Annotated in this window: 29 protein-coding genes and 1 tRNA gene; 21 read left to right on the plus strand and 9 right to left on the minus strand. The window is 67.9% G+C overall.

Annotation, left to right across the window (positions count from 1 at the left end; all coding sequences use genetic code 11):
- Nucleotides 1–29: 29 nt before the first annotated feature.
- Together BZG35_RS01860 and BZG35_RS01865 are read right to left on the minus strand one after the other, a co-directional pair.
- Nucleotides 30–827, minus strand: coding sequence for a potassium channel family protein (locus BZG35_RS01860; RefSeq protein ID WP_077354093.1), 798 nt, complete (start codon nt 825–827; stop codon nt 30–32).
- 83 nt (nt 828–910) lie between these two features.
- Nucleotides 911–1,309 (minus strand): host attachment protein, encoded by a 399-nt coding sequence (locus tag BZG35_RS01865; RefSeq protein ID WP_077354094.1) that lies wholly within the window; start codon nt 1,307–1,309, stop codon nt 911–913.
- Nucleotides 1,310–1,417: 108 nt separating this feature from the next.
- On the opposite strand from BZG35_RS01865, the gene dapF reads away from it, so the two are divergent.
- Nucleotides 1,418–2,251, plus strand: coding sequence for a diaminopimelate epimerase (gene dapF, locus BZG35_RS01870; RefSeq protein WP_371454830.1), 834 nt, complete (start codon nt 1,418–1,420; stop codon nt 2,249–2,251).
- Nucleotides 2,252–2,261: 10 nt separating this feature from the next.
- Here dapF and BZG35_RS17820 read toward each other — a convergent pair whose 3' ends face one another.
- Nucleotides 2,262–2,471 (minus strand): DUF1674 domain-containing protein, encoded by a 210-nt coding sequence (locus BZG35_RS17820; RefSeq protein ID WP_171981850.1) that lies wholly within the window; start codon nt 2,469–2,471, stop codon nt 2,262–2,264.
- Between the two features lie 148 nt (nt 2,472–2,619).
- Between BZG35_RS17820 and BZG35_RS01880 the strand changes: the two genes are divergently transcribed.
- The 4 genes from BZG35_RS01880 to BZG35_RS01900 all read left to right on the plus strand — a co-directional run bounded on the left by BZG35_RS01880 (nt 2,620) and on the right by BZG35_RS01900 (nt 5,840).
- Nucleotides 2,620–3,852: an argininosuccinate synthase gene (locus tag BZG35_RS01880; protein WP_077354097.1), complete on the plus strand. Its 1,233-nt coding sequence runs from the start codon at nt 2,620–2,622 to the stop codon at nt 3,850–3,852.
- A gap of 85 nt (nt 3,853–3,937) precedes the next feature.
- Nucleotides 3,938–4,414, plus strand: coding sequence for a hypothetical protein (locus BZG35_RS01885; protein ID WP_150125889.1), 477 nt, complete (start codon nt 3,938–3,940; stop codon nt 4,412–4,414).
- A gap of 53 nt (nt 4,415–4,467) precedes the next feature.
- Entirely contained in the window at nt 4,468–4,929 is a 462-nt protein-coding gene (locus BZG35_RS01890) for a hypothetical protein (protein WP_150125890.1), read from the plus strand.
- 401 nt (nt 4,930–5,330) lie between these two features.
- A complete protein-coding gene (locus tag BZG35_RS01900) occupies nt 5,331–5,840 on the plus strand; it encodes a hypothetical protein (protein WP_077357732.1) in 510 nt (169 codons plus the stop codon).
- A 51-nt stretch (nt 5,841–5,891) separates the two neighbouring features.
- On the opposite strand, the gene BZG35_RS01905 is transcribed toward BZG35_RS01900, so the two are convergent.
- Nucleotides 5,892–6,785: an isoaspartyl peptidase/L-asparaginase family protein gene (locus BZG35_RS01905; RefSeq protein WP_077354101.1), complete on the minus strand. Its 894-nt coding sequence runs from the start codon at nt 6,783–6,785 to the stop codon at nt 5,892–5,894.
- Nucleotides 6,786–6,958: 173 nt separating this feature from the next.
- Here BZG35_RS01905 and BZG35_RS01910 point away from each other — a divergent pair, with 173 nt between their 5' ends.
- Genes BZG35_RS01910 through BZG35_RS01920 form a run of 3 tightly spaced genes read left to right on the plus strand, consistent with a single transcriptional unit; the run spans nt 6,959 to nt 9,431 of the window.
- Nucleotides 6,959–7,960 (plus strand): NADPH:quinone oxidoreductase family protein, encoded by a 1,002-nt coding sequence (locus tag BZG35_RS01910; protein WP_077354102.1) that lies wholly within the window; start codon nt 6,959–6,961, stop codon nt 7,958–7,960.
- 2 nt (nt 7,961–7,962) lie between these two features.
- Nucleotides 7,963–8,682, plus strand: coding sequence for a 2OG-Fe(II) oxygenase family protein (locus tag BZG35_RS01915; protein ID WP_077354103.1), 720 nt, complete (start codon nt 7,963–7,965; stop codon nt 8,680–8,682).
- Nucleotides 8,679–9,431 (plus strand): 2OG-Fe(II) oxygenase family protein, encoded by a 753-nt coding sequence (locus BZG35_RS01920; RefSeq protein WP_150125892.1) that lies wholly within the window; start codon nt 8,679–8,681, stop codon nt 9,429–9,431. The genes BZG35_RS01915 and BZG35_RS01920 overlap by 4 nt, the downstream gene beginning before the upstream one ends.
- A 128-nt stretch (nt 9,432–9,559) precedes the next feature.
- Here the strand turns inward: BZG35_RS01920 and BZG35_RS01925 are convergent, their stop codons facing one another.
- Nucleotides 9,560–9,967 (minus strand): YkvA family protein, encoded by a 408-nt coding sequence (locus BZG35_RS01925; RefSeq protein WP_077354104.1) that lies wholly within the window; start codon nt 9,965–9,967, stop codon nt 9,560–9,562.
- A 56-nt stretch (nt 9,968–10,023) separates the two neighbouring features.
- Here BZG35_RS01925 and BZG35_RS01930 point away from each other — a divergent pair, with 56 nt between their 5' ends.
- Together BZG35_RS01930 and BZG35_RS01935 are read left to right on the plus strand one after the other, a co-directional pair.
- Complete coding sequence (locus BZG35_RS01930; protein ID WP_077354105.1) at nt 10,024–10,806, plus strand: SDR family NAD(P)-dependent oxidoreductase; 783 nt, start codon at nt 10,024–10,026, stop codon at nt 10,804–10,806.
- Between the two features lie 120 nt (nt 10,807–10,926).
- Nucleotides 10,927–11,001, plus strand: a tRNA-Gly gene (locus tag BZG35_RS01935).
- 285 nt (nt 11,002–11,286) lie between these two features.
- Here the strand turns inward: BZG35_RS01935 and BZG35_RS01940 are convergent.
- On the minus strand, nt 11,287–11,781 hold the full coding sequence (locus BZG35_RS01940) for a helix-turn-helix domain-containing protein (RefSeq protein WP_150125894.1): 495 nt from the start codon (nt 11,779–11,781) through the stop codon (nt 11,287–11,289).
- A 75-nt stretch (nt 11,782–11,856) separates the two neighbouring features.
- Between BZG35_RS01940 and BZG35_RS01945 the strand changes: the two genes are divergently transcribed.
- The 10 genes from BZG35_RS01945 to BZG35_RS01990 all read left to right on the plus strand — a co-directional run bounded on the left by BZG35_RS01945 (nt 11,857) and on the right by BZG35_RS01990 (nt 23,453).
- On the plus strand, nt 11,857–12,522 hold the full coding sequence (locus BZG35_RS01945; protein WP_077354107.1) for a cation transporter: 666 nt from the start codon (nt 11,857–11,859) through the stop codon (nt 12,520–12,522).
- 98 nt (nt 12,523–12,620) lie between these two features.
- The gene (locus tag BZG35_RS01950) at nt 12,621–12,935 is read left to right on the plus strand and encodes a hypothetical protein (protein WP_150125895.1); all 315 of its coding nucleotides are present in this window, start codon (nt 12,621–12,623) and stop codon (nt 12,933–12,935) included.
- A gap of 57 nt (nt 12,936–12,992) precedes the next feature.
- On the plus strand, nt 12,993–14,246 hold the full coding sequence (locus BZG35_RS01955; RefSeq protein ID WP_077354109.1) for a TolC family protein: 1,254 nt from the start codon (nt 12,993–12,995) through the stop codon (nt 14,244–14,246).
- Nucleotides 14,243–15,436 (plus strand): efflux RND transporter periplasmic adaptor subunit, encoded by a 1,194-nt coding sequence (locus BZG35_RS01960; protein WP_077354110.1) that lies wholly within the window; start codon nt 14,243–14,245, stop codon nt 15,434–15,436. The genes BZG35_RS01955 and BZG35_RS01960 overlap by 4 nt, the downstream gene beginning before the upstream one ends.
- 11 nt (nt 15,437–15,447) lie before the next feature.
- Nucleotides 15,448–18,669, plus strand: a complete 3,222-nt coding sequence (locus BZG35_RS01965) for an efflux RND transporter permease subunit (protein ID WP_077354111.1) — start codon at nt 15,448–15,450, stop codon at nt 18,667–18,669.
- Nucleotides 18,666–19,268 carry a cation transporter gene (locus BZG35_RS01970; protein WP_077354112.1) on the plus strand — a complete coding sequence of 201 codons (603 nt, stop codon included), beginning with the start codon at nt 18,666–18,668 and terminating at the stop codon, nt 19,266–19,268. Before BZG35_RS01965 ends, BZG35_RS01970 begins: the two co-directional genes overlap by 4 nt.
- Entirely contained in the window at nt 19,265–21,355 is a 2,091-nt protein-coding gene (locus tag BZG35_RS01975; RefSeq protein ID WP_077354113.1) for a heavy metal translocating P-type ATPase, read from the plus strand. The genes BZG35_RS01970 and BZG35_RS01975 overlap by 4 nt, the downstream gene beginning before the upstream one ends.
- 62 nt (nt 21,356–21,417) lie before the next feature.
- On the plus strand, nt 21,418–21,792 hold the full coding sequence (locus BZG35_RS01980) for a DUF305 domain-containing protein (protein WP_253189322.1): 375 nt from the start codon (nt 21,418–21,420) through the stop codon (nt 21,790–21,792).
- The gene (locus BZG35_RS01985; protein WP_216351942.1) at nt 21,776–22,216 is read left to right on the plus strand and encodes a hypothetical protein; all 441 of its coding nucleotides are present in this window, start codon (nt 21,776–21,778) and stop codon (nt 22,214–22,216) included. The genes BZG35_RS01980 and BZG35_RS01985 overlap by 17 nt, the downstream gene beginning before the upstream one ends.
- 67 nt (nt 22,217–22,283) lie before the next feature.
- Nucleotides 22,284–23,453, plus strand: a complete 1,170-nt coding sequence (locus BZG35_RS01990) for an acyltransferase (RefSeq protein WP_077354116.1) — start codon at nt 22,284–22,286, stop codon at nt 23,451–23,453.
- Here BZG35_RS01990 and BZG35_RS01995 read toward each other — a convergent pair.
- Nucleotides 23,418–23,786: a DUF411 domain-containing protein gene (locus BZG35_RS01995; protein ID WP_305764355.1), complete on the minus strand. Its 369-nt coding sequence runs from the start codon at nt 23,784–23,786 to the stop codon at nt 23,418–23,420. The two genes, BZG35_RS01990 and BZG35_RS01995, sit on opposite strands and share 36 nt — an antisense overlap.
- A 421-nt stretch (nt 23,787–24,207) precedes the next feature.
- Here BZG35_RS01995 and BZG35_RS02000 point away from each other — a divergent pair, with 421 nt between their 5' ends.
- Nucleotides 24,208–24,513 carry a toxin-antitoxin system, antitoxin component gene (locus BZG35_RS02000; RefSeq protein WP_253189234.1) on the plus strand — a complete coding sequence of 102 codons (306 nt, stop codon included), beginning with the start codon at nt 24,208–24,210 and terminating at the stop codon, nt 24,511–24,513.
- 66 nt (nt 24,514–24,579) lie between these two features.
- On the opposite strand, the gene BZG35_RS02005 is transcribed toward BZG35_RS02000, so the two are convergent.
- Both BZG35_RS02005 and BZG35_RS02010 read right to left on the minus strand, forming a co-directional pair.
- Entirely contained in the window at nt 24,580–24,804 is a 225-nt protein-coding gene (locus BZG35_RS02005; protein ID WP_077354118.1) for an ammonium transporter family protein, read from the minus strand.
- 10 nt (nt 24,805–24,814) lie between these two features.
- Nucleotides 24,815–25,201, minus strand: coding sequence for a copper resistance protein CopC (locus tag BZG35_RS02010; RefSeq protein ID WP_077354119.1), 387 nt, complete (start codon nt 25,199–25,201; stop codon nt 24,815–24,817).
- Nucleotides 25,202–25,218: the final 17 nt, after the last annotated feature.

The following is a 25,218-nucleotide window of genomic DNA, read 5'->3' on the forward strand; positions in this document are numbered from 1 at the left end:
GGTTACCGATTTGTCATCCGGACCCGGACTCAACGTCCGTCGTCGGGAATGCACAGCAGGTTGCCGCAGGCCTTGCAGTGCACCGCGTCGGGGTCGTGCAGCCTCAGGCCGCACCGGTCGCAGGGGAAGCGGACCTTGTGCGGCCCCAGCAGGGTCTGGCCCAGGCGGACGAACAGGGTGACGCCCACCAGCATGATGACGATGGAGACGAGACGGCCCCAGACCCCGGGCAGCAGGATGTCGCCATAGCCGGTCGTGGTCAGGCTGGTGACGGTGAAATACAGGGCGTCGACCCAGCCGCTGATGCCGTCGTAGCGGCCCATGAAACTGGTGTAGACGAAGCCGGTAGCGACGAAGACGAAGGTCACCAGGGCGACGACGGCCTTGGTCGTGTCCTCCACCCGGGTGTCGTCGTAGCGCCGGCCGATGGTGCGCCAGAAGAAGTCCGAGTTGACCAGGGTCCACAGCCGGATGACCCGCAGGAAGCCGAGGTTGAACAGCCAGGCGGGGAACAGCAGGGTGGCCAGGATGAAGAGGTCGACCCAGACGATGGGCCGTTTCAGCCAGTCCTTGATATCCGAATAGGCCAGGGCGCGGGCCAGCAGATCGGCGCCGAGCAGGGCGGCCACCACATAGTCCAGCGCATAGAAGACGAGCCGGTCATCGCGCAGCAGGGGGGCGGCGACGAAGAAGCCGATGATGGTCAGGTCGACGACCAGCACCGCCAGCCGGAAGCGCACGGCCGTGCGCGACGTGCCGTGGTAGAGGGCCCGCAGTCGGGCGCGAAGTCTGAGCCCCCCGTCGGCGGGCCGGTCCGATGCGGTCATGGGATTTCTCTAGCCGAGGCATCGGGCCACGGCCACCGCCGCCCGACGCGGCCGATTGGACAGGCCGCGTCAGACGTCGGGGATCAGTGCTTCTGGATGGCGGCGGCGATCTGGTCGGTCGAATGGCCCGCCAGGTCCTTGGCGATCTCGCCGACCAGCTTGGACGACAGTTCCTTGTGCCAGTGCTTGCGCAGCTCACCCAGGGTCTTGGGCGCGGCGATGACCAGCAGGGCGTCGAACTTGTTGTTCAGGGCCCATTTGTTCAGCACCTCGGCCACGCCCATGGCGAAACCATCCTCGGCCTGGGTGTCGTTGTCGGGGTTGGCCCCGCTGGAGTGGCGGCCGGGCGAGCCCGACACCCGGTCCTCGATCGCGGGGGTCGGCTGGGCGGTCAGGGCGACGTCGGTGTGGCCGGTGTTCTTGAACAGGGCCAGCTTCTCGCCGTCGACCACGGCCACCATCGCGCCATTGGGAAGGTTCATCGGAAAAGCCTCGCTTGTTGTCCAGGGAGACCGCCTAACGGGTGGGCGGCCCAGGCGTTGCGTCGCTTGGGCTTGGGCCACTGCGGTGAGCGTGCCTATATGGCCGCCATGCAGGCCTCCACACCCTTCGTGAAGATGAACGGCGCGGGCAACGACTTCGTCGTGGTCAATGCGCTGGCGACACCGTTCACGCCCGACGGCGACCGGGTGCGGGCCCTGGCGAACCGTCAGACGGGCGAGGGGTTCGACCAGCTGATCGCCATCGAGCCCTCGGACCGCGCCGACGCCTTCATGCGGGTGTGGAACGCCGACGGCGGCGTGGTCGAGACCTGCGGCAACGCGCTGCGCTGCGTCGGCTGGATGCTGATGCAGGCCAATGGCTCCGACCGCGTGACCATCGACACCCTGGGCGGCCCGGCGACCGCGACACGGGCGGGGCCGGAACGGGTCACCGTCGACATGGGCGCGCCCCGGCTGGACTGGCGTGACATCCCCCTGGCCGAAGAGATGGACACGCGCGGGATCGAGCTGCAGATCGGGCCGATCGACGACCCGGTCATGCACACGCCCGGCGCGGTCAGCATGGGAAATCCGCACGTCGTCTTCTTCACCGACCGGCAGGACGACGGCTTCGTCACGGGGGCGGGGTCGCTGATCGAGCACCACCCGCTGTTTCCGCAGGGGGTGAACGTCGGCTTCGCCCATGTGCTGGCCCCGGACCGGATCCGGCTGCGGGTGTGGGAGCGGGGCGCGGGCCTGACCCGGGCCTGCGGCACCGGGGCCTGCGCGGCGCTGGTGGCGGCGTCCCGTCGCGGCCTGACCGGTCGGAGCGCGACCGTTGTCGTCGACGGCGGCGAGCTGCAGATCGACTGGGATGAGGCCACCGGCCACGTGATGATGACCGGCCCGGTCGAGATCGAACGGACGGGACGGCTGGGCTAAAGCCGGCGCTTCAGAAGTCGATGGCCAGGCCCTTCTTCTCCCAGTCGCCGTAGCGCGTCGGCTCGGGTCCCTGCGGTCCGCCATGCTCGTCGGGCAGGATCGCGGCCTCGGCGGCGGCGCGGCGCTCGGCGGCCTCGGCCAGGGCGCGGCGGGCGGCGTCCGTCAGCGGTCGAGGCGGCGTCTCGGCGATCGGCGCGGGCAGGGGGGCTGGATCGGTCACGGCGGTCTCCGGTCTGTGACCTTGAAGATAGGCGGCGGGGCGGGCCCGGCCAAGACGGGCGGCCACAATCGCGCCCTTGCATCGCAGGGCGTCAGGCCCTTTAAGCGCCGCCAATCCCCGCCGCGCATCGTTCTTCAAGGATCCCGCCATGGCCAAAGCCTCCGACAAGCCCGTGAAGAAGGTCGTGCTGGCCTATTCCGGGGGCCTGGACACCTCGATCATCCTGAAATGGCTGCAGACCGAGTACAACGCCGAGGTCGTGACCTTCACCGCCGACCTGGGCCAGGGCGAGGAGCTGGCCCCCGCCCGGGAGAAGGCGCTGAAGATGGGGATCAAGCCCGAGGACATCTTCATCGACGACCTGCGCGAGGAGTTCGTGCGCGACTTCGTCTTCCCGATGTTCCGCGCCAACGCCCTGTACGAAGGCCAGTATCTGCTCGGCACCTCGATCGCCCGGCCGCTGATCGCCAAGCGCCAGATCGAGATCGCCCGCATGGTCGGCGCCGACGCGGTCTGTCACGGGGCCACCGGCAAGGGCAACGACCAGGTCCGGTTCGAGCTCGGCTACTATGCGCTGGAGCCCGACATCCGGGTCATCGCCCCCTGGCGCGAATGGGAATACCGCAGCCGCGAGGCCCTGATCGAGTTCGCCGAGAAGAACCAGATCCCGATCTCCAAGGACAAGCGCGGCGAGTCCCCGTTCAGCGTCGACGCCAACCTGTTGCACTCGTCCTCCGAGGGCAAGGTGCTGGAGGATCCGAACGTCGAGGCCCCCGAGTTCGTGCACCAGCGCACCATCAGCCCGGAGGACGCGCCCGACACGCCGCAGGTCTTCACCATGACCTTCGAGAAGGGCGACGCGGTCGCCATCGACGGCGAGGCCATGAGCCCGGCCACGCTCCTGACCAAGCTGAACGAGCTCGGCCACGACAATGGCGTCGGCCGGCTGGACCTGGTCGAGAACCGCTACGTCGGGATGAAGTCGCGCGGGGTCTATGAGACGCCGGGCGGCACCATCCTGCTGGCCGCGCACCGGGGCATCGAGTCGATCACGCTCGACCGGGGGGCGATGCATCTGAAGGACGAGCTGGCGGTCAAATACGCCCAGATGATCTACAACGGCTTCTGGTTCGCGCCGGAGCGGGAAATGCTGCAGGCCGCCATTGACCACAGCCAGCAGAAGGTCTCGGGCACGGTCCGGATCAAGCTGTACAAGGGCAATGTCTCGGTCATCGGCCGCGAGAGTGCCAACAGCCTGTACGACCAGGACCTTGTCACCTTCGAGGAAGGCGTCCAGGCTTACGACCACAACGACGCCGCCGGCTTCATCAAGCTGAACGCGCTTCGCCTGCGGGTCCTCGCCAAGCGCAACGCTCGCTGATCCTGCAACGCGATCTGGAAGGACTTTCACAAGGTTGTCTAATCGGCTAACCGTGTTCCACGAGTTCCAGCTTGAGGGGGATTGTATGCCGATTGATGCCGCCACGGTCGAGAATGCTAAGCAGGCCCAGAGGGTCGAAAGTCTTCCTTGCCGCAACTGCACGTTTGATGAGGCTCTTTTTCAGATCGTCAAGGATAAGCTGAAGGCAAATCTTTCGGAAGTCAGCGAAGCCGGAACCATCTCGGAACAGAGCCAACTGTACCTGAGGTTCAAGGACTTCGTCATTCGCCAGATCGAGCAGTTGGTCGATACGGCCATCCATGCCCTTTACGAGACCGACAATCCGCTGGCCGGTCACCAGACCCGGCCGGGCCGGCGGGTCAATCTCATCAGCCCCCACCATGACGTCATTCGCCGTCGCGCGCGTCATCTGGTTGAACAGCTGCAGCCTGAGCTTGGAGCGAAGCGCATAACCGGGATTAGACTGACGGTGGCGGATGTTATGAACACGACGGACTGGGAAAGACTGACCCGGGTGTTCTGGAGAAGTTACAGACCCTGATGTCTTGGCTGAGACCGCATCACCCGTTCGTTCGATGGACGGGTTTGAAGGCCTTGATCTACAATTCGAACTTGCTGACGGTCGTCTTCGGCGCGGTCCTGATATTCGGTCTGCCCGAAGCTCTGCTCACAGAAGACGCCACCTGCGCCCCGGCTCGCGGTGAAGTGCGGCTGATGGGTCTGTTCTTTGTAGCCCTTGTCTTCGGCCTCGCGGCGTCGACAGTTTTGTTTCCTCTGATGGCACCGACGCAGTTTCGCGACTTCGCCAATCGCTCTGAGTATCTGTCCGGGAAAGCGGTAAGGCAGCGGGAAACATATAAGGAGGTATGGGCCAAGGCGGAGGTCGATTTTCCTCTTCGGAAGGCCATCCTTATTGGGCTCTTAATAGCTTGTGCAGCGCTCTTTTGCGGATTCGCAGTGAGTGCTGCCCGTTTTCTTGTAGAGACTCAATCGTGCACTCACCCTTCTCCAGAGCCGCTTCAAGTTCATCAATATATAGATCTGTCAGTCGAGTAGCCAAATCGGCCAACGTCGCATCAGTCTCTTGAGGGTCTGGCGCGTCGCATGGCGGGGACCCCTCCGGCTCCGACCAGCGCCTTGGCCGCCGCTTCACACCCGCCATCGGTCGTCTCCATCCGGGCCAGCCAATCCGCAGCGATCGCCGCCATTAGAAAGGATTGCGATGCTCCGCTTGCGCGCGCCACCTCGGCCAGCCGCGCCAGCGTTTCAGCATCCATCCTGACGAAAACGCCGCTCTTCATTCGATTCGAATCGAAGATAACACCGTTTGGGGTGTTTGGGCGCGTCCCCGTTCACAAGGTCGCCTCTTCTGGTCCCGCCCGCCCCCTTACCGCGATTTCACTTGAGCGAGGCGGCGTTCGCGCGGAGCCTGACGCATGTCACGATTGGAGCCCGCCATGATCCGCGCCCTCAGCCTCGCCGCCGCCCTGGCGATCCTGCCGCTGTCCAGCGCGATGGCCGGCGAGCCCCAGACCGCGTCCGAGACCGCGATCGAGGCGGCGGGCGCGGCCTTCGAGGCGCGGATGGCGGCGTTCGGGGAGCGGGCCGAGGCCATCAGCGCCGACGAGAGCCTGACCGCCGACCAGCGCGAGGCGCGGATCGCGGCGATCTGGACCGAATATGCGCCCGAGGTCTCGGCCTTCACCGCCGAGATCAGCCGTCACGCGGGGGCGATCGCCCAGGAGGCCCTGGCCGACATTGACGTCGAGGCCCTGGTCGCCGACGCCATGAACGATCCCGAGGTCCAGGGCGCGCTGCGCGCCGCCCCGGTCATGGCCATCAGCGGAGCCTGGGCCGCCGACGACCCCGAACAGCTGGTCACCTATCAGCTGATCGCCCAGTACGCCCTGGATCAGGCCAGCGATGCGGTGGTCGAGGGCGAGGCACCGGCGGCGACGGACGATTGAGCCGCGTCCTCCCGCTCCGAAGGCGGGGGGAGAAAGACGGCGGATAACGGGTTACGACCGGCCGAACACCTCGACCCCGACATCGCCGTCCGGCGTCAGCCAGGCGCGTTTCATGCCCTGGCTATTGAAGGGGTCGGCGCGCCGGCCCTGGGCGTCCAGGGCGATCAGACCGCCGTCGCCGCCCATCGTGCCGATCTCGGCGATGGCGGCGGAACCGGCCTCGCGAAGGCTCTGGCCCGACTGGACGCGCCAGTCGACGGCGGCGGCGGCCTGGGTCCGGATGAAATACTCGCCCTGGCCGGTGCAGGAGACGGCGACGCGGTCGCTGGCCCAGACGCCGGCCCCGGGCAGGGGGGTGTCGCCGACGCGGCCCGGCAGCTTGCCGAACACCCCGCCGGTCGAGGTGCCGGCGGCCAGGCGGCCCTGGGCGTCCAGCACGCAGCAGCCGACCGTGCCGTGGGCCAGGGCGGCCGAGCGCCCCTGGCCGGGGGGATGGTTGTCCTCGTCCAGACCGGCGCGGGTGAACCAGGTCGCCGGGTCGTCGATCGGCTCAAGCCCCTGGTCGGCGGCGAAGGCGGCGGCCCCGGATCCGGCCAGCAGGACATGGGGGGTGTGGTCCATCACGGCGCGGGCGGCGCGGATCGGATTGCGGTAGCCCTGGAAGGCGGCCACGGCCCCGGCCCGGCGGGTCGGGCCGTCCATCAGGCTGGCGTCCAGCTCGTAGTCGCCCGCCAGATTGGGCGAGGCCCCGCGACCGGCGACATAGAGGCCGGAATCCTCCAGCAGGACGAGCGTCTCGACCACCACGTCCAGCGCCGCGGCCCCCGCCGCCAGGCGCGCCGCCATGGCCCGGACGACCTCGCCCATGTGCTCGCTCTCGCGGCCATAGTCCCGGTCGCGCCGCGCGCCCGCGCCGCCGTGCAGGATGAGGGCGGGTCGGGGCATGGGAGACTCCTGGGCACTCGCCTCTTTCATTCGGGCGTGGCGCTCTTTAGCGTCGCGCGCAGGGGTGCGCCACTTTCCAAGCGGGGGTGGCGATACGCCGAACCAACCTGACAAGGCGACCTCAAGCAGCGCGAACGCGCTCTAGGTCGCCCGAGCGAAGCGAGACCAGACTCATGCGCGCCGTGCTTTCGAAGACCGTCGGTGGTCCCTCGTCCCTGGTGGTCGAGGAGGTGCTGGATCCGACGCCCAAGGCCGGCGAGGTTGTGATCGAGGTCAAGGCGGTCGGGATCAACTTCCCCGACACCCTGATCATCGAGGACAAGTACCAGTTCCGGCCGGAACGTCCGTTCTCGCCGGGCGGCGAGGTGGCGGGCGTGGTCGAGGCGGTCGGCGAGGGCGTCAAGGGCGTGTTCAAGGGCGACCGGGTCATCGCCGTCCCGGGCTGGGGCGGCCTGGTCGAGCGGATCGCGGTGCGGGCCGAAAGCCTGATCAAGATGCCCGACGGCATGGGCTTCGAGGAGGCGGCCGGCCTCGTCCTGACCTATGGCACGGCCTATTACGCGCTGAAGGACCGGGCCAAGCTTCAGGCCGGCGAGCGGCTGCTGGTGCTGGGCGCGGCCGGGGGCGTGGGGGCCGCGGCGGTCGAGCTGGGCAAGGCCATGGGCGCCCAGGTCACCGCCGCCGCCTCGACCAACGACAAGGTCCAGTTCGCCCTGGAGCTGGGGGCCGACAACGGCCTGATCTATCCCGCCGGGGCGATGGACAAGGCGGCGCAGAAGGAACTGTCGGGGGAACTGCGGCTGGCCTCGGGCCGCGACGGGCCGGACGTGGTGTTCGACGGCGTGGGCGGCGACTATGCCGAGCCGGCGCTGCGGTCGATGGACTGGAACGGACGCTATCTGGTGATCGGCTTCCCGGCGGGCATCCCGTCGTTTCCGCTGAACCTGACCCTGCTGAAGTCGGTGTCGGTGATCGGCGTGTTCTGGGGCGCGGCCGTGGCGCGCGACCCGGCCGGCCACGCCGCCAACATGGCCGAGCTGATGGCCTTCTGGGCCGATGGGAAGATCAAGCCGCGCGTCAGCCGGACCTTCCCGCTGGAGCGGGCGCATCAGGCGATCCAGGCCCTGTCGGACCGGACCGCCCTGGGCAAGATCGTGGTGACCGTGGAGTCGTGACCATGCTTTCGGACGGGCTGGATCTGGAGGCGGCCGCCGCGCGGCTGGCGGCGACGGGGCGCCTGCGGTTGCCGGGCCTGCTGCAGGAGGGGGTCGGGGCGCTGTATGAGGCCGTCACCGACCCGGCCATGCTGTGGATGCGGGCGATCCACAATCCCTGGAACACCGAGGTGCCGGTGGCCGTGTTCGAGGCCGAGCCCCTGCTGGAACAGGCCCGTCTGATCGCCCTCTGCCACGAGGAGGCGACCGAAGGGTTCCAGTTCCTCTTCGACCGGCTGAAGCTGGGCCAGGCCCGGGCCATGGGGCTGACGATCCCGCAGGCGCTGTACGACCTGCACGCCTGGTTCAATTCGGAGGGGTTCCTGGCCTTCGCCCGGGCCCTGACCGGGGACGACCGGATCGCCTATGTCGACGCCCAGGCGACGCGCTACCTGCCCGGCCATTTCCTGAACCGGCACACCGACGAGCATGTCGATGCCGGGCGGCTGTATGCCTATGTGCTGAACCTGTCGCCGGACTGGCGGGCGGAGTGGGGCGGGCTGCTGATGTTCCTGCACGGCGAGGCGGTCGTCGAGACCTTCGTGCCCGGGATCGGGACCCTGAACCTGTTCAAGGTGCCGCAGAGCCATGCGGTGTCGATGGTGGCGCCCTTCGCCGGGATGCCGCGCTATGCGATCACCGGCTGGTGGCGCACGACCCCGCCGCCGGGAGGCCAGGGGTGAGCTCCTTGCGCCTGTCGCCGGACCTGGATGTCGAGGCCCTGGCGAAGGCCTTCGTGGCCGGTGGGCAGCGGCTGCATGTGCCGGGCATTCTCGCGGCCGGGGACGCGGACGCCGTCGAGGCGGTGCTGGCGGCCGAGCGGCGCTGGAAGACCACGGTCGCGGCGGGCGGGACCTATCTGGAGCTGCCGCTGGACGGGCGGGTGGCGGAGGATCCGGCCAAACAGGCCTGGCTGGACGAGGCGGCGGTCGACGGGGCCAGTCCGCTGACCCAGTACATCTTCGACACGCGGCGGCTGACGGCGGAGCGGGGCGGGGCGGGCGACGCGGCCGACGCCGTGCTGGACTGGCTGAACAGCCCGGCCTTCATCGGCTTCGCGCGCGCCGTGACCGGCGACGACCGGATCGACCTGGCCGACGCCCAGGCCTCGCGCTATCGGCCGGGCCATGTCCTGACCAGCCACAACGACGTCTCGCCCGGCAAGAACCGGCTGTACGGCTATGTGCTGAACTTCAGCCGCGACTGGCGCGCCGACTGGGGCGGCAACCTAGTCTTCTACGGGGCCGACGGACATATCGAGCACGGCTGGGTGCCGGCGTTCAATGCGCTGAACCTGTTCGTGGTGCCGACGCGGCACGCGGTGACCCAGGTCGCCTCGTTCGCGACGCGGGACCGGCTGTCGATCGTGGGGTGGCTGCGGTCCAACACCGCCATCGGGCCGCAGAGCCGGGGGGACGTGAAGACGTACTAATCCTCCCCCATCGGGGGAGGGGGACCACGAAGTGGTGGAGGGGGCCAGCCCCAGACGCCGAACGTGGGGTGAACCCCCTCCGTCACGTCGCGAAGGCGCGCCGCGCCACCTCCCCCGATGGGGGAGGATTAATCCCGCAGCCGCTCCAGCGCCCGTTCGGCGGCCTCGCGGTGGCGTTTCCGGATATTGGCCCCCATCGTGGCGATCACGGCGGTGATGACGGCGGCGTCGTCGGTGAAGCCGATGCCGGCCAGGAGGTCGGGAATGGCGTCCATCGGCAGGACGAAATAGGCCAGGGCCCCCATCATCACCCCCTTGGCGGCCAGGGGCGTCTCCGGGTCGCGGGCGGCGTAGTAGACGCTGATCAGGGGGTTGGCGAAGGGGATGCGGGCGGCGACCCGGCCGACCTTGGGCCAGAAGCCCGTCTTGACCCGCACCTCATTGACGCGCTGCACGGCGGGCAGCAGGGCCTTGGCCGGGTCGATGGCGTCCTCGGGCGAGGGGGCGCCCGCTGCAGGTTTGGCGTTTGCGGTCATGGCGGCTAAATCCCCCCGACTTCCAGAAGTTCAAACGACATATAGGGACGGACGCCATGAAACTCGACAGCAGCATCGCCGCGGTGGTCACGGGCGGGGCCAGTGGCCTCGGTGAAGGCACGGCGCGGGCGATCGCGGCCACGGGGGCGAAGGTCGCCCTGTTCGACATGAACGCCGAGCGCGGCGAGGTCATCGCCGAACAGCTGGGCGGCGTCTTCTGCCATGTGGACGTGACCGACGACGCCTCGGTCGCCGCCGGGTTCGAGAAGGCCCGCGCCGCCCACGGCCAGGAACGGCTGCTGGTCAACTGCGCCGGCATCGCCACCGGCCAGAAGACGGTCAGCCGCAAGAAGGACACCGGCGAGATCCGCGCCCACGACATGGCCAGCTTCGAGCGCACCGTGCGGGTCAATCTGTTCGGCACCTTCCGCGTGCTGTCGCAGGCGGCGCTGGGCATGGTGACGCTGGACGCCCTGGAGGACGGCGAGCGCGGCCTGATCGTCAACACCGCCTCGGTGGCGGCCCAGGACGGCCAGGTCGGCCAGGCGGCCTATTCGGCGTCCAAGGGCGGCGTCTACGCCATGACCCTGCCGGTCGCGCGGGACCTGGCCCAGGAGGGCATCCGCGTGAACACCATCCTGCCCGGCATCATGTGGACGCCGATGATGGCGGGCATGGACCAGAAGATCCAGGACGCCCTGGCCGCCCAGATCCCCTTCCCCAGCCGCCTCGGCAAGCCGTCGGACTATGCCTCCCTGGTGCTGGAGCTGGCCCGCAACGTCTATATCAACGGCGAATGCATCCGGCTGGACGGTGCCATCAGGATGGCGCCTCGCTGACGCGAGGGAGGGCGCTATCGCTCGCCGCGCGGCGGCTCGCTGCTTGAGCGCAAGGAAAGTTGCTCAAGGGACTTGCGATCCGTCGCACCTTCCCGCTACAAGCCCGCCTCCGACTGAAGTGCGGGCGTAGCTCAGTGGTAGAGCACAACCTTGCCAAGGTTGGGGTCGAGAGTTCGAATCTCTTCGCCCGCTCCAGTCGAGATTGCCAAGGCAATCAATAGGTTATGGCAGGGCGATCCCAACGGGATCGCCCACCCTATTTTTTACGCCGCTACCACACCGCTACCAAAAATCTTTTGCTGGCGAGCGTTCGTCTGTCCACTGGCAAGGCGCGTTGCGGTGAAAGCCCCTGAAATCTGCTGAAAAGATCGCATTATTTTCTGAGGATATCGGCTCGCGAGCAGATCGCCGGAAATAGAGCCTTGGAGACGATGCCATACGCTTCGCCCGCTTCTGGTCCGCCGAGATTGCGCCGCCTGGTCACCCCGGCCTCTGTGTTGCCGAAACAGCATGGGATCCTGTGACCGTAGAGGCCCGGTGGTCGCCTTCCGCGCACAGGTCGTGATCGTGCAGCACCTCGATCACCTTGCAGGCCGACACCCGGCCGCCGGCGCATTCCGCCGACATCCGTGACAGTTCGGTTCGCAGGGCCTGGAGTTGCGCGATCTTCTCCGTGACGTCCGCCAGATGACGCTCAGCGATCGCATTGGCATCGCCACAGGGCCGATCGGGATGGTCGGACAGATCGAGCAGCGAGCGGATGGCGTCTAGGTCGAACCCCAGCTGACGTGCATGACGGATGAAGGACAACCGACGCAGGGCGGCGCCGTCATAGAGGCGACGATCGCTGGCCGTACGGGGCGGCGGCGCCAGGAGGCCAATCTGTTCATAGAAGCGGATGGTCGGAACCTTCACGCCCGTGGCCGCGGCGAGCTTGCCTATAGATTGGAGAAGCGAGGGGACGGAAGAAGTCATGACGTGAGAATAAGCGCTTGATCCTCTAGTCGCTAGAGGATGCATAGGTCGTCCGACGCCCCGCCGGAGCCTCCGATGACCGAGCCCCTGATCCAGGACAGACCCGCCGCCGCCTGTTGCGGCGCGATCGTCAAATTCGACGGCGCCTCGCCCGCCTACCGCCGCATCCTGCTCGCGGTAATCGCGATCAACGCGGTGGCCTTCGTGGCCGTCGCGGGCGGCGCCCTGGCCCAGCGCTCGGCGTCTCTCGGGGCCAATGCGCTAGACTTCCTCGCCGACAGCGCGACCTACGCCATCAGCCTGTGGGCGATCGGCAGGTCCGTGCGGGTCCGTTCCCGCGCCGCCCTGCTCAAGGGCGCGAGCCTGGGGCTACTGGCCGGGTTCATCCTCGGTTTCACCATCTGGCGGGCTGTGTCGGGTGCACCGCCCGAAGGGACGGTGATCACCGGCCTGGGCCTGTTTGGCTTCCTCGCCAACGCAATCGCCGCCCTGCTACTCGTGCGGCATCGCGATGGCGACGCCAATGTCCGTTCCGTCTGGCTCTGCACGCGCAACGATCTGATCGAAAGCCTTGTGGTCGCGGCGGCCGGCGGCCTCGTCTGGCTGACCGCCTCGCGCTGGCCCGACCTGGTCGCAGGCGGCATTCTCGCTGCGGTGTTCCTCCAATCCGCCTGGTCGATCGTCAGCCAATCGCGGGCGGAGCTCAGGGCGGCCGCACGCCAACCGGAGACCCAGTCATGAGGAAAAGGCGCAAAGGGTCTGCGACGAAGTTGCGATTGCAGTGGCGGCGGACCGTGTTATGGGAGGCCATGGGATTGTCCTCGGCCAGACAAGGTTGGATGGCGGCGCTGCTCGCGTCGTTACTGGCCCTGTTTGTCCTCGCGTCCGCCGTCGAGGCCGCGACCTGCGCCCCGGAAATGGTGACCGCCCATGCCTCGGAGAGTGTCAGGGAGGCCCCGGCCGATCCTGTCAATGATCTGGACAGTCACGTCATCTGTTCCCACGGCCACTGCCATCACGGCGGCACCGCGATGCCGTCCTCGCCCCAATCCGTGGCGGTGACGGCAGCCGTCGCGCCAAGTCTGCTGCGCCCGGCTGACGAGCCCATGGCGTCTCGCGCGCCCAGCGGCCTGGAACGCCCTCCCAGAGCCTGACGATGCCCTGCGCCTGCTGGCGCGCGTCATTCGTCTGGAACTGCTGGGATATGGAACATGCCACCCCTGAAATCTGGTCGGTCGCGTCTCGCGATCGGCTGCGCCGTGGTCGCGATGGCGACGGCGGTCACCGGCCCTGCCTGGGCCGATCCCGCGCCTTCGTTCGAGGCGCTGCTTGAACGCATCGGTCTGACGCCAACCACTGTCGAGGCCGGCGCTCTGCTCGACGCGGCCGAGGCGCGCGTCCGTCAGGCGCGCGTCCGCCCCAATCCCGAATTGGGGCTGGAGGCGGAGAACGCCTTCGGCAGCGGTCCCTTCTCCGGCTACGACAATGCCGAGACCACGCTGTCGCTGACGCAAGACCTGGAACTGTGGGGCCGTCGCGGCGCGCGGGTCGAAGTCGCGAGAGCCGACGCCGGCACGGCGGGTCTGAGGCGTGACCTCGCGACCGTCGAGGCGGGCGCGAGGCTGGCCCTCGTCTATGCCGAGGCGGAAGCCGCCCAGCGGCGGTTCCTGTTGGCCGAGGAGGCCCTGACGGTCACCATCGCCGACACCCGCGCGGCGCTGATCCTGGTCGAAGAGGGGCGCGAGCCCCTGTTGCGCGGCATTCAGGGCGAGAGCGAAGCCGCCGCCGCCCGCGCGACCCTGGACGAGGCCGAGGCCGAACGGGACGCGGCGTTCGCGCGGCTGACCGCCGTGGCGATGCTGCCGACGCTGGTTACTTCGATCGACGTCAGCCTGATCGACCGGGTGCCTGCAGCAGCAGGCGTGACGCCGGACGCGACGCCGCAGGTCCGCGTGGCCGAGGCCGAGCGGGCGGCGGCCGAAAGCCGGATCGAGGTCGAACGCATCCGCGCCCGGCCCGATGTCCGCGCCTCGGTAGGCTTCCGCCGCTACGAAGCGGAGGACGCGACGGCTTTGACCTTCGGCCTCAGCATGCCACTGCCGCTGTTCGACCGAAACCGGGGCAACATTGACGCTGCGCAAGCCGACTTTAGGGCTGCGGACGCTCGACTTGCCGGTGCCAGACAGGAGGCCGAGGCTGACCGTAACGCGGCTACGGCGCGTCTGCGGGCTTCGGCAAGCCGTGTATCAGCCACCGACGCCGGGGTCACGGCCGCCGAGGAAGCCTATCGCCTCTCGCGGATCGGGTTCGAGGCGGGGCGCATCTCGCAACTGGAACTGCGGTCTTCCCGCGCCGCCCTCATTGCCGCCCGCAACGCCGCCGTGGACGCCCGTCTCGCGCGGGTCCGGGCCGAAATCGACCTCGCGCGCCTGCAAGGCCGCGCCCCGTTTGGAACATCGCTATGAAACGCACACCACAGATCAATAAGACCTGGCTGATGGCCGGGGTCGCCGCCGTCGTCGTCCTGGGTGGCGCAGGGCTCTATGCCATGACCCGCTCACCCGCCGAGGCTCCGGCGGCGGAGGGTGAAGCCGGACATTCCGAGGAGGAGGGCGAGCACGCCGAGGGCGAGGAAGCAGGCGGCGAAGAAGGCGTCGTCGTCCTGACGTCGGCTCAGATCACCGCCGCCAACATCGCCATCGTCGCCGTGACCGGCGGTGGTGGCGGCGAAACCCGCGTGTCGGGCCGGGTCGAGCCGATGGTGGATGCGAAGGCGGCCGTCGCCGCGAGCGTCGGTGGCCGCGTCGAAAGGGTTCTGGTCGCGCCAGGTCAATCAGTGCGGGCCGGACAATCGCTGGCAATCCTGGTCAGCGGCGATGCCGCGACCCTCCGCGCCGATGCGGACGCGGCCGCCGCATCGTCGGATGCCGCCCGTCGCGCCTATGAACGTGACCGGAATCTCGAGGAAGCCGGCGTCGTCGCTCGACAGGAGGTCGAGACTTCTCGTGCCCAATCGCTCAGTTCAGAAGCTGCGGCTCGCGCCGCGAGGGCGCGGGTCTCCGCCGCCGGATCGCCCAACGCTTCCGGACGTCTCAGCGTGACCAGTCCCATTTCAGGTGTGGTCACCAGCGTTCAGGTCGGGCCGGGTGGGTTTGCCGCCCAAGGCGGTGTCATCGCCGAGGTCACCAACCCGGCGCGTGTCGAGATCGTCTTCAACGCACCGCCGGCGCTTGCGGCTCAGGTTCGAGCCGGATCGTCCGTGCGTGTGCAAGGACCTGCTGGAGAGTTCGATGCCGTCGTCACCGGCGTTGCGGCCGGCGCAGGCGGAGAGGGCGGCGGAACTGTGATCCGCGCACGCCCGTCAGGAGGCAGTCTGCCGCCCGCGGGCTCGGCGGTTTCCGGCTCGGTGGTCACCGGTAACTCGGGAAGCGGCCTCACTGTGCCGTCCGACGCAATCCAGACGGTTGAAGGCGCTAGCGTCGTCTTCGTCCGTACCGCTGAGGGCTTCCGGGCCGTTCCGGTCCTGGCGGGTCGGCAGGCGGGAGATCGCACTGAAATCCTGAGTGGCCTGACCGGGGCCGAACGTATCGCCGGGGCCAATGCCTTCCTCCTCAAAGCCGAACTCGCCAAGGGCGAGGCCGAGCACGGCCACTAGGGGCGACGATCATGTTTACAGCTATTATCACAGCGTCCGTCAGGTTCCGCTGGTTCATCGTCCTTGCCGTCAGCCTCGTCGCGGCGTTGGGTCTGTTCGAACTGACCAAACTGCCGATCGACGCGGTCCCCGACATCACCAACCGTCAGGTGCAGATCACCACGGTCGCTCCCGCTCTGGCGCCCGAGCAGATCGAGCGTCAGGTCACCTATCCATTGGAAACCGCGCTTGCTGGCATTCCCGGTCTGACCAGCACACGGTCATTGTCGCGTAACGGCTTCAGCCAGATCACCGCGATCTTCACTGACCAGACCGACATCTATTTCGCGCGTCAGCAGGTCGCCGAACGGCTCGCCGCCGCGTCGGAGGGACTACCCGAGGGCGTGGAGCCGGGCCTTTCGCCCATCACCACGGGCCTCGGTGAGGTTCTGATGTGGACGGTCGACTATGTGCCCTTCAATAGCGAAAACCTGTCCAAGCCCGGCCAACCGGGCTGGCAGGCCGGCGGGGCCTATCTGACCCCTGAAGGCGAGCGACTGACGACCGCTGAACAGCGCGCCACCTATCTGCGCACGGTCCAGGATTGGATCATCGCGCCCCAAATGCGCACCACCACGGGTCTTGCCGGGGTCGATACGGTCGGGGGCTACGTCAAGGAATACGCCGTCCGACCCAATGCTTCGCAACTGGCGGCCTATGGGCTCGGCCTCACTGATCTGGTCGAGGCGGTCGAGCGGGCCAACACTCAGGCCGGAGCCGGCTATATCCAGCGTGCGGGCGAGGCCCTGGTCGTTCGCACCGACGCCCTAGCGCTGACGATCAACGATCTGGCGCAGGCGCCGGTCGTCAATCGCGGGGGTCTGGTCGTCCGGGTCGCCGATGTCGCCACAGTCGAGATCGGCCAGGCTCCGCGTCTGGGCGGCGCCAGTCGCGACGGCCACGAGGCGGTGCTCGGCACTGCGCTGATGATCGCGGGCGGCAACAGCCGCACGGTCGCTCAGGCCGCAGCCGAACGTCTGTCGGTCGTGGACGACAGTTTGCCCCCCGGCGTGGTCGCCGTGCCAGTGCTGAACCGCAGCGAACTGGTCAACTCGACCATCTCGACGGTCGCCCGCAACCTTGCCGAAGGCGCGCTGCTGGTCATCGTCGTCCTGTTCCTGCTGCTGGGGAACATTCGCGCGGCGAGCATCACCGCCCTGATGATCCCGCTGTCGTTCCTGTTCGCCGTCATCGGCATGAATCGGTTCGGTATCAGCGGTAACCTGATGAGCCTGGGCGCACTCGACTTCGGTCTGATGGTCGATGGCGCAGTCGTGGTGATCGAGAACACCCTGCTGATGCTTACCCAGCGCCGGGCGTCCCTGGGACGGATGCTGACCCGCCATGAGCGATTGGACGTGGCCGTTCAGTCTGCCCGTCAGATGGTCAAGCCGGCCGCCTTTGGACAACTGATCATCCTTCTGGTGTTCGCCCCGCTGCTGATGCTTGAAGGAGTCGAAGGCAAGACGTTCCAGCCCATGGGCGCGACCGTCATGCTGGCTCTGGTCGGCGCCTTCATCTTCTCCTTCACTTTCGTGCCCGCGATGACGGCCCTGCTCGTGCGTGATCCCAAGTCAGTTCACGTCGGTCCAGACGGTCAGGCGGTCGAACACGAGACCTGGATTCTGCGGTTCGCCCGCCGGTTCATCCAGCCGGCGATCCAGGCGGCGGTCTCGCGGCCCAAGATCGTGCTGATCTCTGCGGTGGCGACCCTCGCCATCGGCGCGATCTCCTTCATGTCGCTGGGCCGCGAGTTCATCCCCACACTGGACGAAGGCGACATCGCCATGCAGGCGTTGCGCGTGCCCTCGGCCTCGCTGGAGCAGTCCCTCGCCATGCAAATGGCCCTGGAGCGCGCCATCAAGGCCCAGCCGGAGGTGGAGACCATGTTCTCGCGCACCGGCACGGCAGAGGCGGCGGTGGACCCGATGCCGCCGAACATCTCCGACAGCGTGATCGTGCTGAAGGACCGAAAGGACTGGCCTGATCCGAGCCTGGAGAAGGAGGAGCTGATCGAGCGGATCGAAGGCGTCGCAGCGCTACAGATCGGCAACAACTTCGAATTCAGCCAGCCGATCGAACTGCGGTTCAACGAACTGATCTCCGGCGTCCGCACCGATCTCGCCGTCATGGTTTACGGCGATGACTTCGATACGCTTCAGCGGGTCGCGGATCAGGTCGCGACTTCACTGCGGGCAACAACCGGATCGGCGGACGTTCGGGTCGAGCAGGCCTCCGGCCTGCCCACCCTGACCGTCAGCGTCGATCGCATCGCCGCCGCCAGCTACGGCCTCTCCGCAGCCGACGTCAGCGAGGCGGTCTCGGCGGGCGTCGGTGGCGCCGAGGCCGGGCGCATCTTCGAGGGCGACCGACGCTTCGACGTCGTCGTCCGCCTGCCCGACGACGACCGCAACGATCCGGCGTCTCTGGCGGCCCTGCCGATCGTCTCCGACACGGGTGTCATCGTGCCGCTGTCCTCGGTCGCGCGCATTCAGGTCGGTGAAGGCCCTAACCAGATCAGTCGCGAGAACGGCAGCCGCCGCATGGTGGTTCAGGCCAATGTTCGCGGTCGCGATCTGGGCGGCTTCGTCACAGACGCACAGAGCCAGGTCTCGAAGATCGACCTGCCGGCGGGCGTCTATCTAAAATGGGGCGGGCAGTTCGAGAACCTTGAGCGGGCGGTGCAGCGCTTCGGTCTCGTCATCCCGATCGTCTTCGTGCTGATCGGCGTGCTGCTGTTCCTGGCGTTGGGCTCATTCGCAGAGGCCGGTTTGGTGTTCGCCTGCGTGCCCTTGGCCCTGGTCGGCGGCGCGCTCGCGCTACTGCTGCGCGGGATGCCCTTCTCGGTCTCGGCGGCTGTCGGCTTTATCGCCGTCTCCGGTGTGGCGACCCTGAACGGACTTGTCCTGATGCAGGCGATCCGCGAGCGGCTGACGGCGGGTCTCACGCCCTATGACGCCGCCATAGAGGGCGCCTCCAGCCGCCTTCGCGCGGTGCTGACGACTGCCATGGTCGCCATCGTCGGCTTTATACCGATGGCGCTGGCGCACGGGGCCGGGGCGGAAGTCCAGAAGCCGCTGGCGACGGTGGTGATCGGGGGTCTTCTGACCGCGACCATTCTGACCTTGCTCGTTTTGCCGACCTTCGCAGCCAGGGCGGTCAAGCACAGAGCCTCGGAAGGAATGGACGATTGACGTCTCGATCCTCGGAGGACCACCAGCAGCGCCGTACGCTGCTGGTGGTCCTCATCCTCAACGCCCTGCTTTTCGTGGGTCTGGGCGCCGGCGGCATTCTCGCCGACTCCAGCGCCCTGCTGGCCAATGCGGTCGATAATGGAGCGGACTCGGTTGTCTACCTCATCAGCTTCCTGGCCGTAGGCCGAGCCTTGTCCTGGAAAAGAGGTGCAGCCCGTCTGTCCGGTGTCCTGTTGCTGCTCTTTGCCGCCGGCGTCGTTATCGACGTCGGCCGGCGATGGTGGTTCGGCGCGGAACCCGTCGGCTGGACCATGATGGGGATGGCTCTCGTCGCAGCGGTCGTGAACCTCGTCTGCCTGTTGCTGCTGAAAAGAGTCACCTCCGACGACGTCAACATGGAGGCCGCCGAAACCTTCAGTCTGAACGACTTCGCGGCGAACGGCGGGATTCTCGTCGCTGGCGGGCTTGTGCTGTGGCTCGATCAGTCGTGGCCGGACCTCGTGGTCGGACTGTTGGTCGCCGCGCTCGCGACCAAGGGCGGCGTCGAAATTCTGCAGAACGCGGCTCGCGCCGAAGACAATAAGGAGGCGGCCCGATGAGTTCGTCCGCTAACGACCATCAAGCCGGGGACGGCCACGACCATGCGAGCGAAAAGGCAGGGGCCGATCCGCATGCACACGGCGGCGTGTTCGGGCCAAACACCGAGGTGATTTTCGCCGTGGCAAGTGGCGGGGCCCTGGCCGTGGGCTTCGCTCTCGAAAAGCTCGCGGCCGGCGTCCCGGCTTGGCTGCCTCTCTGTCTGTATCTGATCGCCTACGGCTTCGGCGGCTTCTTCACGGTCCGCGAGGCTTTCGAAAATCTCCGCAACAAGCGTTTCGAGATCGACACGCTGATGCTCGTGGCCGCCGCCGGGGCGGCGGCTCTCGGGGCCTGGGCGGAGGGCGCGCTGCTCCTGTTTCTGTTCAGCATCGGCCACGCCCTTGAGAACTACGCCATGGGCCGCGCCAAACGCGCGATCGAAGCCCTGGCCGACCTGACGCCGCGCACGGCCCATGTGCGCCGGGGCGAGGAGGTCGTGGAAGTGCCGGTCGAGGAGGTCGAGGTCGGCGACACGGTCGTGGTGCGGCCCAACGAACGGCTGCCGGCGGACGGGTTCGTCGTGGTCGGCGCGACCAGCATCAATCAGGCCCCGGTGACCGGCGAGAGCATGCCCGTCGACAAACAGCCGGTCAGCGACGCCGCCGCTGCCCGGGCGCGGCCCGCCCAGATCCCGTCGTCCTCAATCGTCTTCGCGGGCACCATCAACGGGGCTGGCGCGATCGAGATCGAGACAACGCGCAAATCCACCGACACGACCCTGGCCAAGGTCGTCCGTATGGTGAGCGAGGCCGAAACCCAGAAGTCCCCCACCCAGCGATTTACGGACCGCTTCGAACGGATCTTCGTCCCGGTGGTCCTCGGCCTCGCCTTCATCCTGCTCTTCGCCTGGGTCGTGGTCGATGAGCCGTTCCGCGACAGCTTCTATCGGGCCATGGCGGTCCTGGTGGCGGCCAGCCCATGTGCCCTCGCCATCGCCACGCCCAGCGCCGTTCTCTCGGGTGTCGCGCGTGCGGCCCGAGCTGGCGTCCTGATCAAGGGGGGAGCCCCCCTTGAGAACTTGGGATCGCTCAACGCCATCGCGTTCGACAAGACCGGCACCCTGACGGAGGGACGGCCCCGGATCACCGACATCGTGCCGGTAGGCGGCACGAAGGAACTCGACCTTCTGACAACCGCCGTCGCGGTCGAGCGGCTGAGCGATCATCCTCTGGCGGAGGCGATAGCGCGTGACGGCCTGGAGCGCCTCAAGGGCGCAACCGTCGCAGCGGCCTCGGGCCTGAAGAGCCTGACCGGAAAGGGCGTCACCGCCGAGTACGATGGGGGACAGGTTTGGATCGGCAAGCCGGAGATGTTCGGCGTGGACGGGATCGGGCCGCTCAGCAACGAGGCCGAGGCGGCTGTCACCCGCCTGCGGCTGGATGGCCGAACCCTGATGGTCGTCCGGCGGGGCGAGCGTGATCTTGGCGTGATCGGCCTGCTGGATACGCCACGGTCCGCAGCCCGCACGACGCTCGATGCTCTCCGAGGGCTGGGTGTCTCTCGTATGATCATGATCTCGGGAGACCATCAGAAGGCGGCCCAAGCGATCGCAAGCCAGGTTGGCCTGACTGAAGCCTGGGGCGATCTCATGCCCGAGGACAAGGTCGACGCCATCAAGCGGCTGCGCGCCGAGGGCAAGATCGCCATGGTGGGCGACGGCGTGAACGACGCCCCCGCCATGGCTACGGCGACCGTGGGCATCGCCATGGGCGCCGCAGGGTCCGACGTCGCGTTGGAGACCGCTGACGTCGCCCTGATGTCCGACGATCTCTCGCAACTGCCGTTTGCGGTCGGGCTGAGCCGTCGAACCCGCGGCATCATCCTGCAGAACCTGGTCGTCAGCCTGGGGGTCGTCGCCTTCCTTGTGCCCGCCACCATCTTCGGATTGGGCATCGGGCCGGCGGTGGCGATGCACGAGGGCTCGACCCTGTTGGTCGTGTTCAACGCCCTTCGGCTCCTCGGCTACCGCGACCCGACCCGTCCCGCTGGGCCTTCGAAGGGCGTAGCCACCGGGGCCGCTCCAGACCTGCAGGGAACAGTCGCATGAAGCGCATCGGATGGGTTTCAGTCGTCGCCGTCTTTCTTGCGCTGTCCGCCTTCGCCTACGGCATGCTGTCGGGACGGTCGCGGCCTGACGCCCAGGCTCCCCCGTCATCGGCCCGGGATGTCGGTGCTCACGACACTCAGGGCGCGAGGCCGGGGGAGGCTCCCTCGACCCAAGCCTTCCGGGAAGCGAACGACCGGATGCATCAAGGCATGGCCATCGCCTATACCGGCGACGCCGACATCGACTTCCTGCGGGGCATGATCGCGCATCACGAGGGCGCTATCGCCATGGCCAGGATCGCGGTCGAGCACGGTGAGGCCGCGGACGTCCAAAGCCTTGCCCGCGAGATCATCCCCGCCCAGGAGGCTGAGATCCTCCGGATGAGGATACTGCTGGCGCGGCACGAAGACGACCCGCCCAGTGGCGTCAGGCCCTGACGCCGTGGCCGGGAAGCGCTTCACCGTCCGGGGTCGCGACCTTCGCTGGAAGGAGGGCCGCGCAAAGACCAGGCGGTCGCGGCCGAAGGCCCCGCCCAAGCCGAACCTGACCCTGGACCTGGGCGTCGCGGCCGTCGCAAGCCTGCTGGCGGCCGGCGTCGTCTTCTGCTTCGCCTTCATCCTGTCTGGGTCTCACGGCGTCCCCCTGTATCTGGGCTACACCGTGATCCTGGGCGGCGTCGGCGTCGCCTCTTATGCGATGGGACCCCGGGACCGCGGGGGGCGGATGATCGCCGGCGGCATCGGCGTGTTGTGGCTGATCGGGTCGGCTGTCTTGTTCGCCGCCCGGGCCGACATCGTCATACCGGTTCATCGGCATACGACGGTCGCACAGCCCGTCATTGCGGGTACGGCGAAGGACTGATCACCCGTCGGCCCACGTCGGGCCCGGCGCTAACCTTTCCTTGGCCGCTCCGCGCGTAGGGTCCGGCATGCTCCGCGTCGCCGAAGAGCCGATGAACCCGATCCCGCCGCGCATCGCCCGCGGCGGCTGGCTCGACGCGCTCCGCTTCATCGTCGGGGCGCTGATCATCCTCTATCATTTCCGCGAGGCCTCTCCGGTCCCGCTGCCGCAACTGCATCCGGTGTTCGACCGCGGCTATCTACTCACCGACTTCTTCATCATCGACTCCGGCTACGTCCTCGCCCGCATCTATGGCGACCGGCTGGCCGCCGGTCAGGCCTCGCTGCGCGCCTATGCGCGCCAGCGTCTAATGCGCGTCATCCCGGCTCACCTCGTCGTCAGCTTCATCCTCGTGGCGATCGTCGGCGGCGCCGCGCTGGCGGGCGTCGCGCCCAGCAATCCACGCTGGTTCGACTGGTCGCAACTGCCGTCCCAGGTGCTGCTGGTCCAGGCCTATGGCGTGCCGGGCGGCCAGGGATGGAACGCCCCGACCTGGACGCTCTCGGCCCTGATCGGCTGCTATCTCCTTTTGCCGTGGATCTGCAGCGCCCTGTGGCGCTGGCCGCCGGCCGTCGTGGTGATGGGCGCGGTGATCTTCGTCCTCGTCACAAACCTCGCTGCCTCCCAGTGGCTGGGCGATCCCCTCTATCGCCTTCCGATGCGGTTCGGAATCGTTCGCGCCCTGCCGCTCTTCCTGCTGGGCGTCGCTGCGGCCTTCTACGGTTCGCGGGTCTATGTCGCGCCGCGCCTCGCCGGAACGATCGGTGTCGGCGCGGCCGTCGCGCTGGTCATCCTGCAGGCCTTCGGCGCCTTCAGCCTGCTCTCTTTGGGGGTGATGACGGTGATCATCTGGGCCGCCGGCGCCGTACCTGTGCTCAGGCCTTCGCGCCTGATCGAGCATCTCGCGCTGATGTCGTTCTCGATGTTCCTGACCAATGAGGTCAGCCGCATCGTCTGGTTTGGACTGCTTGAGGCTATCGGTCAGGACGCTCTCTCAGCCGGGGTCCGCTGGGCGCTATGGTCCGTCGGTTTCGTCGGCGCCTTCGCCGCCGCCGCTGTGTTCCGCTACGGCTTGGACCGTCCCGTCCAGACCTGGCTCAACTCCCCTTGCACCAACCGTGGCGTCGGGAATCAGTCGCCGACGCCGGCCGCGCCCATAGCGTCAGGCGCCGTTGTGTCGGCCGAACACACGGGTTGAACCGTCATTGAGGATCAGCACGGTCGTATAGGGTTCTCGCCCCGCAGCCTCCATGCCGGGCGAGCCCGCGGGCATGCCGGGCGCGCTCAACGCCCTTGCGGCCGGGCGTTCGCGCAGCAGCCGGTCGACGTCGCCGGCCGGGACATGACCCTCGATCGCATAAGCGCCGACGACGGCCGTGTGGCAAGAAGCGAGCGGATCGGGAATCCCATGCTGCGCCCGGATCGGCGCCAGGTCCTCGCGCTCGACGACCTCGACGGTCCAGCCCGCCTGACGCATGTGCGCGATCCAGCCGCCACAGCAGCCGCACCAGGGCGTCTTGTAGGCGGTCATTCGCCTGGGCGGCGCCGCCAGGGCGGGGGCGGCGGCCAGGACCAATCCGGGCAATGCCACGAGCAAGGTGCGGCGCGAAGGTGCAGGTGCAGCCATGGCATGACTCTCGATCACTGAAGGTCGCCACCCTGAAGGATCCCGCGAGGTTTGGCGACGGGCAGGGTGTCGCGGTCTCGGTGCGGTCTCGAGTGTTTGCTGTTCACCGTTCTGTGGTGACTTTAATAGGACCAGCCCGGTCTATCGCTCGTCCGCACGCCGGACTGCGGCAAGACGGAGCAGATGCATCGATGACTTGAGTCTCTTATGCTTAGGTCTGCAACGGCTCGCGCGTCTCAGTCTCCAAGCGACCGGGACCGCGTGATCCAGACTGGCGGGATGGTCTAGGGTCCGAGCCTAATCCTAAGCGAAGAGAGAGGAAGACATGGCCGTGGCCAAATATACGCCCCTCGCATCCTTCCTGCGACGCCAGAAGCGCGACGAGATCGAGCTGACCTTCCGGGACATCGAACGGATTGTCGGCGGTATTCTGCCGAAGGCGGCGACCACGGACGGGTGGTGGCGAGCAGATCCCTCCGGACTTCAAAAGCCTCAACACGTCGCCTTCGCGGACGCCGGGTTCGTCGCCGAGCCGCAGACCCGGGCCGAAATCGTCCGCTTTGTTCGAGTGACGCCCGATGGCCGAAATCCGGCTTTGGCGCTTGCGCACGAGCGAGACCCGCAGGCCTGATGTCTGGTCGCTTCCGGCGGCGCCCTTTCCGTGAGGGCTGGCCGGAAGCGAGTCAGATCGGGCCGATCAGTTGTGGTCGGCGTGCCCTTGGGGCGCCGGCGTCTCCGACGGAGCGGAGGCGGGCGGCGCGGGTGCGGTTGGGGCGGGCTCGGTCTTCATCTCGTCGCAGCAGCTCATAGGGGCGTCCGCGGCCATGTCCTTGCAGCAGTCGCAGCCTTCGGCGGCCAACGCCGCGCCGGCGCTCAGCGTCAGAATCGCGCCGGCGGCGGCCAGCAGGTTGGAAACTTTCATCATCGTTCTCCTAGTGAACCATAAAGCTGGAAGCGCCGGACATCTTGTGACCATCCGGACCTTCGGCGGTCCAAGCGGCGCTGTAGGTTCCAGGCGCGAGGGTCGGCAAGGCGACGCTGACGGTCGCGGCGGCCGGAGCGGCGGGCGCTGTCACCACGACCTGCTCCCGTCCATTGGCGGTGAGGGTCACGGTCTTCAGGATCATCGGGTGCGGGAAGGTGGCGCTAAAGCGTTCCGGCGAGCCAGAAGTCATCGCGCCGTCGGCGGGCGTGGTGACGACGTCCGAGGCAGCCGGCGCCTGGGCCTGCGGCGCGGGATGGTGTCCGGCATGAGGGTCTTGGGCGGCGGCGGCGCCAGCGAACGCCAGGGCGGCGGTGAGAACGAGACTGCGGATCATGGGGTGGTCTCCTTTGG

Origin of the sequence: Brevundimonas sp. LM2 (genome assembly GCF_002002865.1) — a bacterium.
Taxonomy (GTDB): domain Bacteria; phylum Pseudomonadota; class Alphaproteobacteria; order Caulobacterales; family Caulobacteraceae; genus Brevundimonas.

Excerpts from the sequence above, each read along its gene's own strand:
- dapF (WP_371454830.1), top strand. The coding sequence starts at position 1,418 with ATGCAGGCCTCCACACCCTTCGTGAAGATGAACGGCGCGGGCAACGAC.
- BZG35_RS01960 (WP_077354110.1), top strand. The coding sequence starts at position 14,243 with ATGAAACGCACACCACAGATCAATAAGACCTGGCTGATGGCCGGGGTC.
- BZG35_RS01925 (WP_077354104.1), bottom strand. The coding sequence starts at position 9,967 with ATGACCGCAAACGCCAAACCTGCAGCGGGCGCCCCCTCGCCCGAGGAC.
- BZG35_RS01995 (WP_305764355.1), bottom strand. The coding sequence starts at position 23,786 with ATGACCGCCTACAAGACGCCCTGGTGCGGCTGCTGTGGCGGCTGGATC.
- BZG35_RS01945 (WP_077354107.1), top strand. The coding sequence starts at position 11,857 with ATGACCGAGCCCCTGATCCAGGACAGACCCGCCGCCGCCTGTTGCGGC.
- BZG35_RS01905 (WP_077354101.1), bottom strand. The coding sequence starts at position 6,785 with ATGCCCCGACCCGCCCTCATCCTGCACGGCGGCGCGGGCGCGCGGCGC.
- BZG35_RS01955 (WP_077354109.1), top strand. The coding sequence starts at position 12,993 with ATGCCACCCCTGAAATCTGGTCGGTCGCGTCTCGCGATCGGCTGCGCC.
- BZG35_RS02010 (WP_077354119.1), bottom strand. The coding sequence starts at position 25,201 with ATGATCCGCAGTCTCGTTCTCACCGCCGCCCTGGCGTTCGCTGGCGCC.
- BZG35_RS01880 (WP_077354097.1), top strand. The coding sequence starts at position 2,620 with ATGGCCAAAGCCTCCGACAAGCCCGTGAAGAAGGTCGTGCTGGCCTAT.
- BZG35_RS01990 (WP_077354116.1), top strand. The coding sequence starts at position 22,284 with ATGCTCCGCGTCGCCGAAGAGCCGATGAACCCGATCCCGCCGCGCATC.
- BZG35_RS01965 (WP_077354111.1), top strand. The coding sequence starts at position 15,448 with ATGTTTACAGCTATTATCACAGCGTCCGTCAGGTTCCGCTGGTTCATC.
- BZG35_RS01910 (WP_077354102.1), top strand. The coding sequence starts at position 6,959 with ATGCGCGCCGTGCTTTCGAAGACCGTCGGTGGTCCCTCGTCCCTGGTG.
- BZG35_RS01940 (WP_150125894.1), bottom strand. The coding sequence starts at position 11,781 with ATGACTTCTTCCGTCCCCTCGCTTCTCCAATCTATAGGCAAGCTCGCC.
- BZG35_RS01885 (WP_150125889.1), top strand. The coding sequence starts at position 3,938 with ATGCCGATTGATGCCGCCACGGTCGAGAATGCTAAGCAGGCCCAGAGG.
- BZG35_RS01975 (WP_077354113.1), top strand. The coding sequence starts at position 19,265 with ATGAGTTCGTCCGCTAACGACCATCAAGCCGGGGACGGCCACGACCAT.
- BZG35_RS01930 (WP_077354105.1), top strand. The coding sequence starts at position 10,024 with ATGAAACTCGACAGCAGCATCGCCGCGGTGGTCACGGGCGGGGCCAGT.
- BZG35_RS01950 (WP_150125895.1), top strand. The coding sequence starts at position 12,621 with ATGGCGGCGCTGCTCGCGTCGTTACTGGCCCTGTTTGTCCTCGCGTCC.
- BZG35_RS02005 (WP_077354118.1), bottom strand. The coding sequence starts at position 24,804 with ATGAAAGTTTCCAACCTGCTGGCCGCCGCCGGCGCGATTCTGACGCTG.
- BZG35_RS02000 (WP_253189234.1), top strand. The coding sequence starts at position 24,208 with ATGGCCGTGGCCAAATATACGCCCCTCGCATCCTTCCTGCGACGCCAG.
- BZG35_RS01900 (WP_077357732.1), top strand. The coding sequence starts at position 5,331 with ATGATCCGCGCCCTCAGCCTCGCCGCCGCCCTGGCGATCCTGCCGCTG.
- BZG35_RS01915 (WP_077354103.1), top strand. The coding sequence starts at position 7,963 with ATGCTTTCGGACGGGCTGGATCTGGAGGCGGCCGCCGCGCGGCTGGCG.
- BZG35_RS01860 (WP_077354093.1), bottom strand. The coding sequence starts at position 827 with ATGACCGCATCGGACCGGCCCGCCGACGGGGGGCTCAGACTTCGCGCC.
- BZG35_RS01865 (WP_077354094.1), bottom strand. The coding sequence starts at position 1,309 with ATGAACCTTCCCAATGGCGCGATGGTGGCCGTGGTCGACGGCGAGAAG.
- BZG35_RS01980 (WP_253189322.1), top strand. The coding sequence starts at position 21,418 with ATGCTGTCGGGACGGTCGCGGCCTGACGCCCAGGCTCCCCCGTCATCG.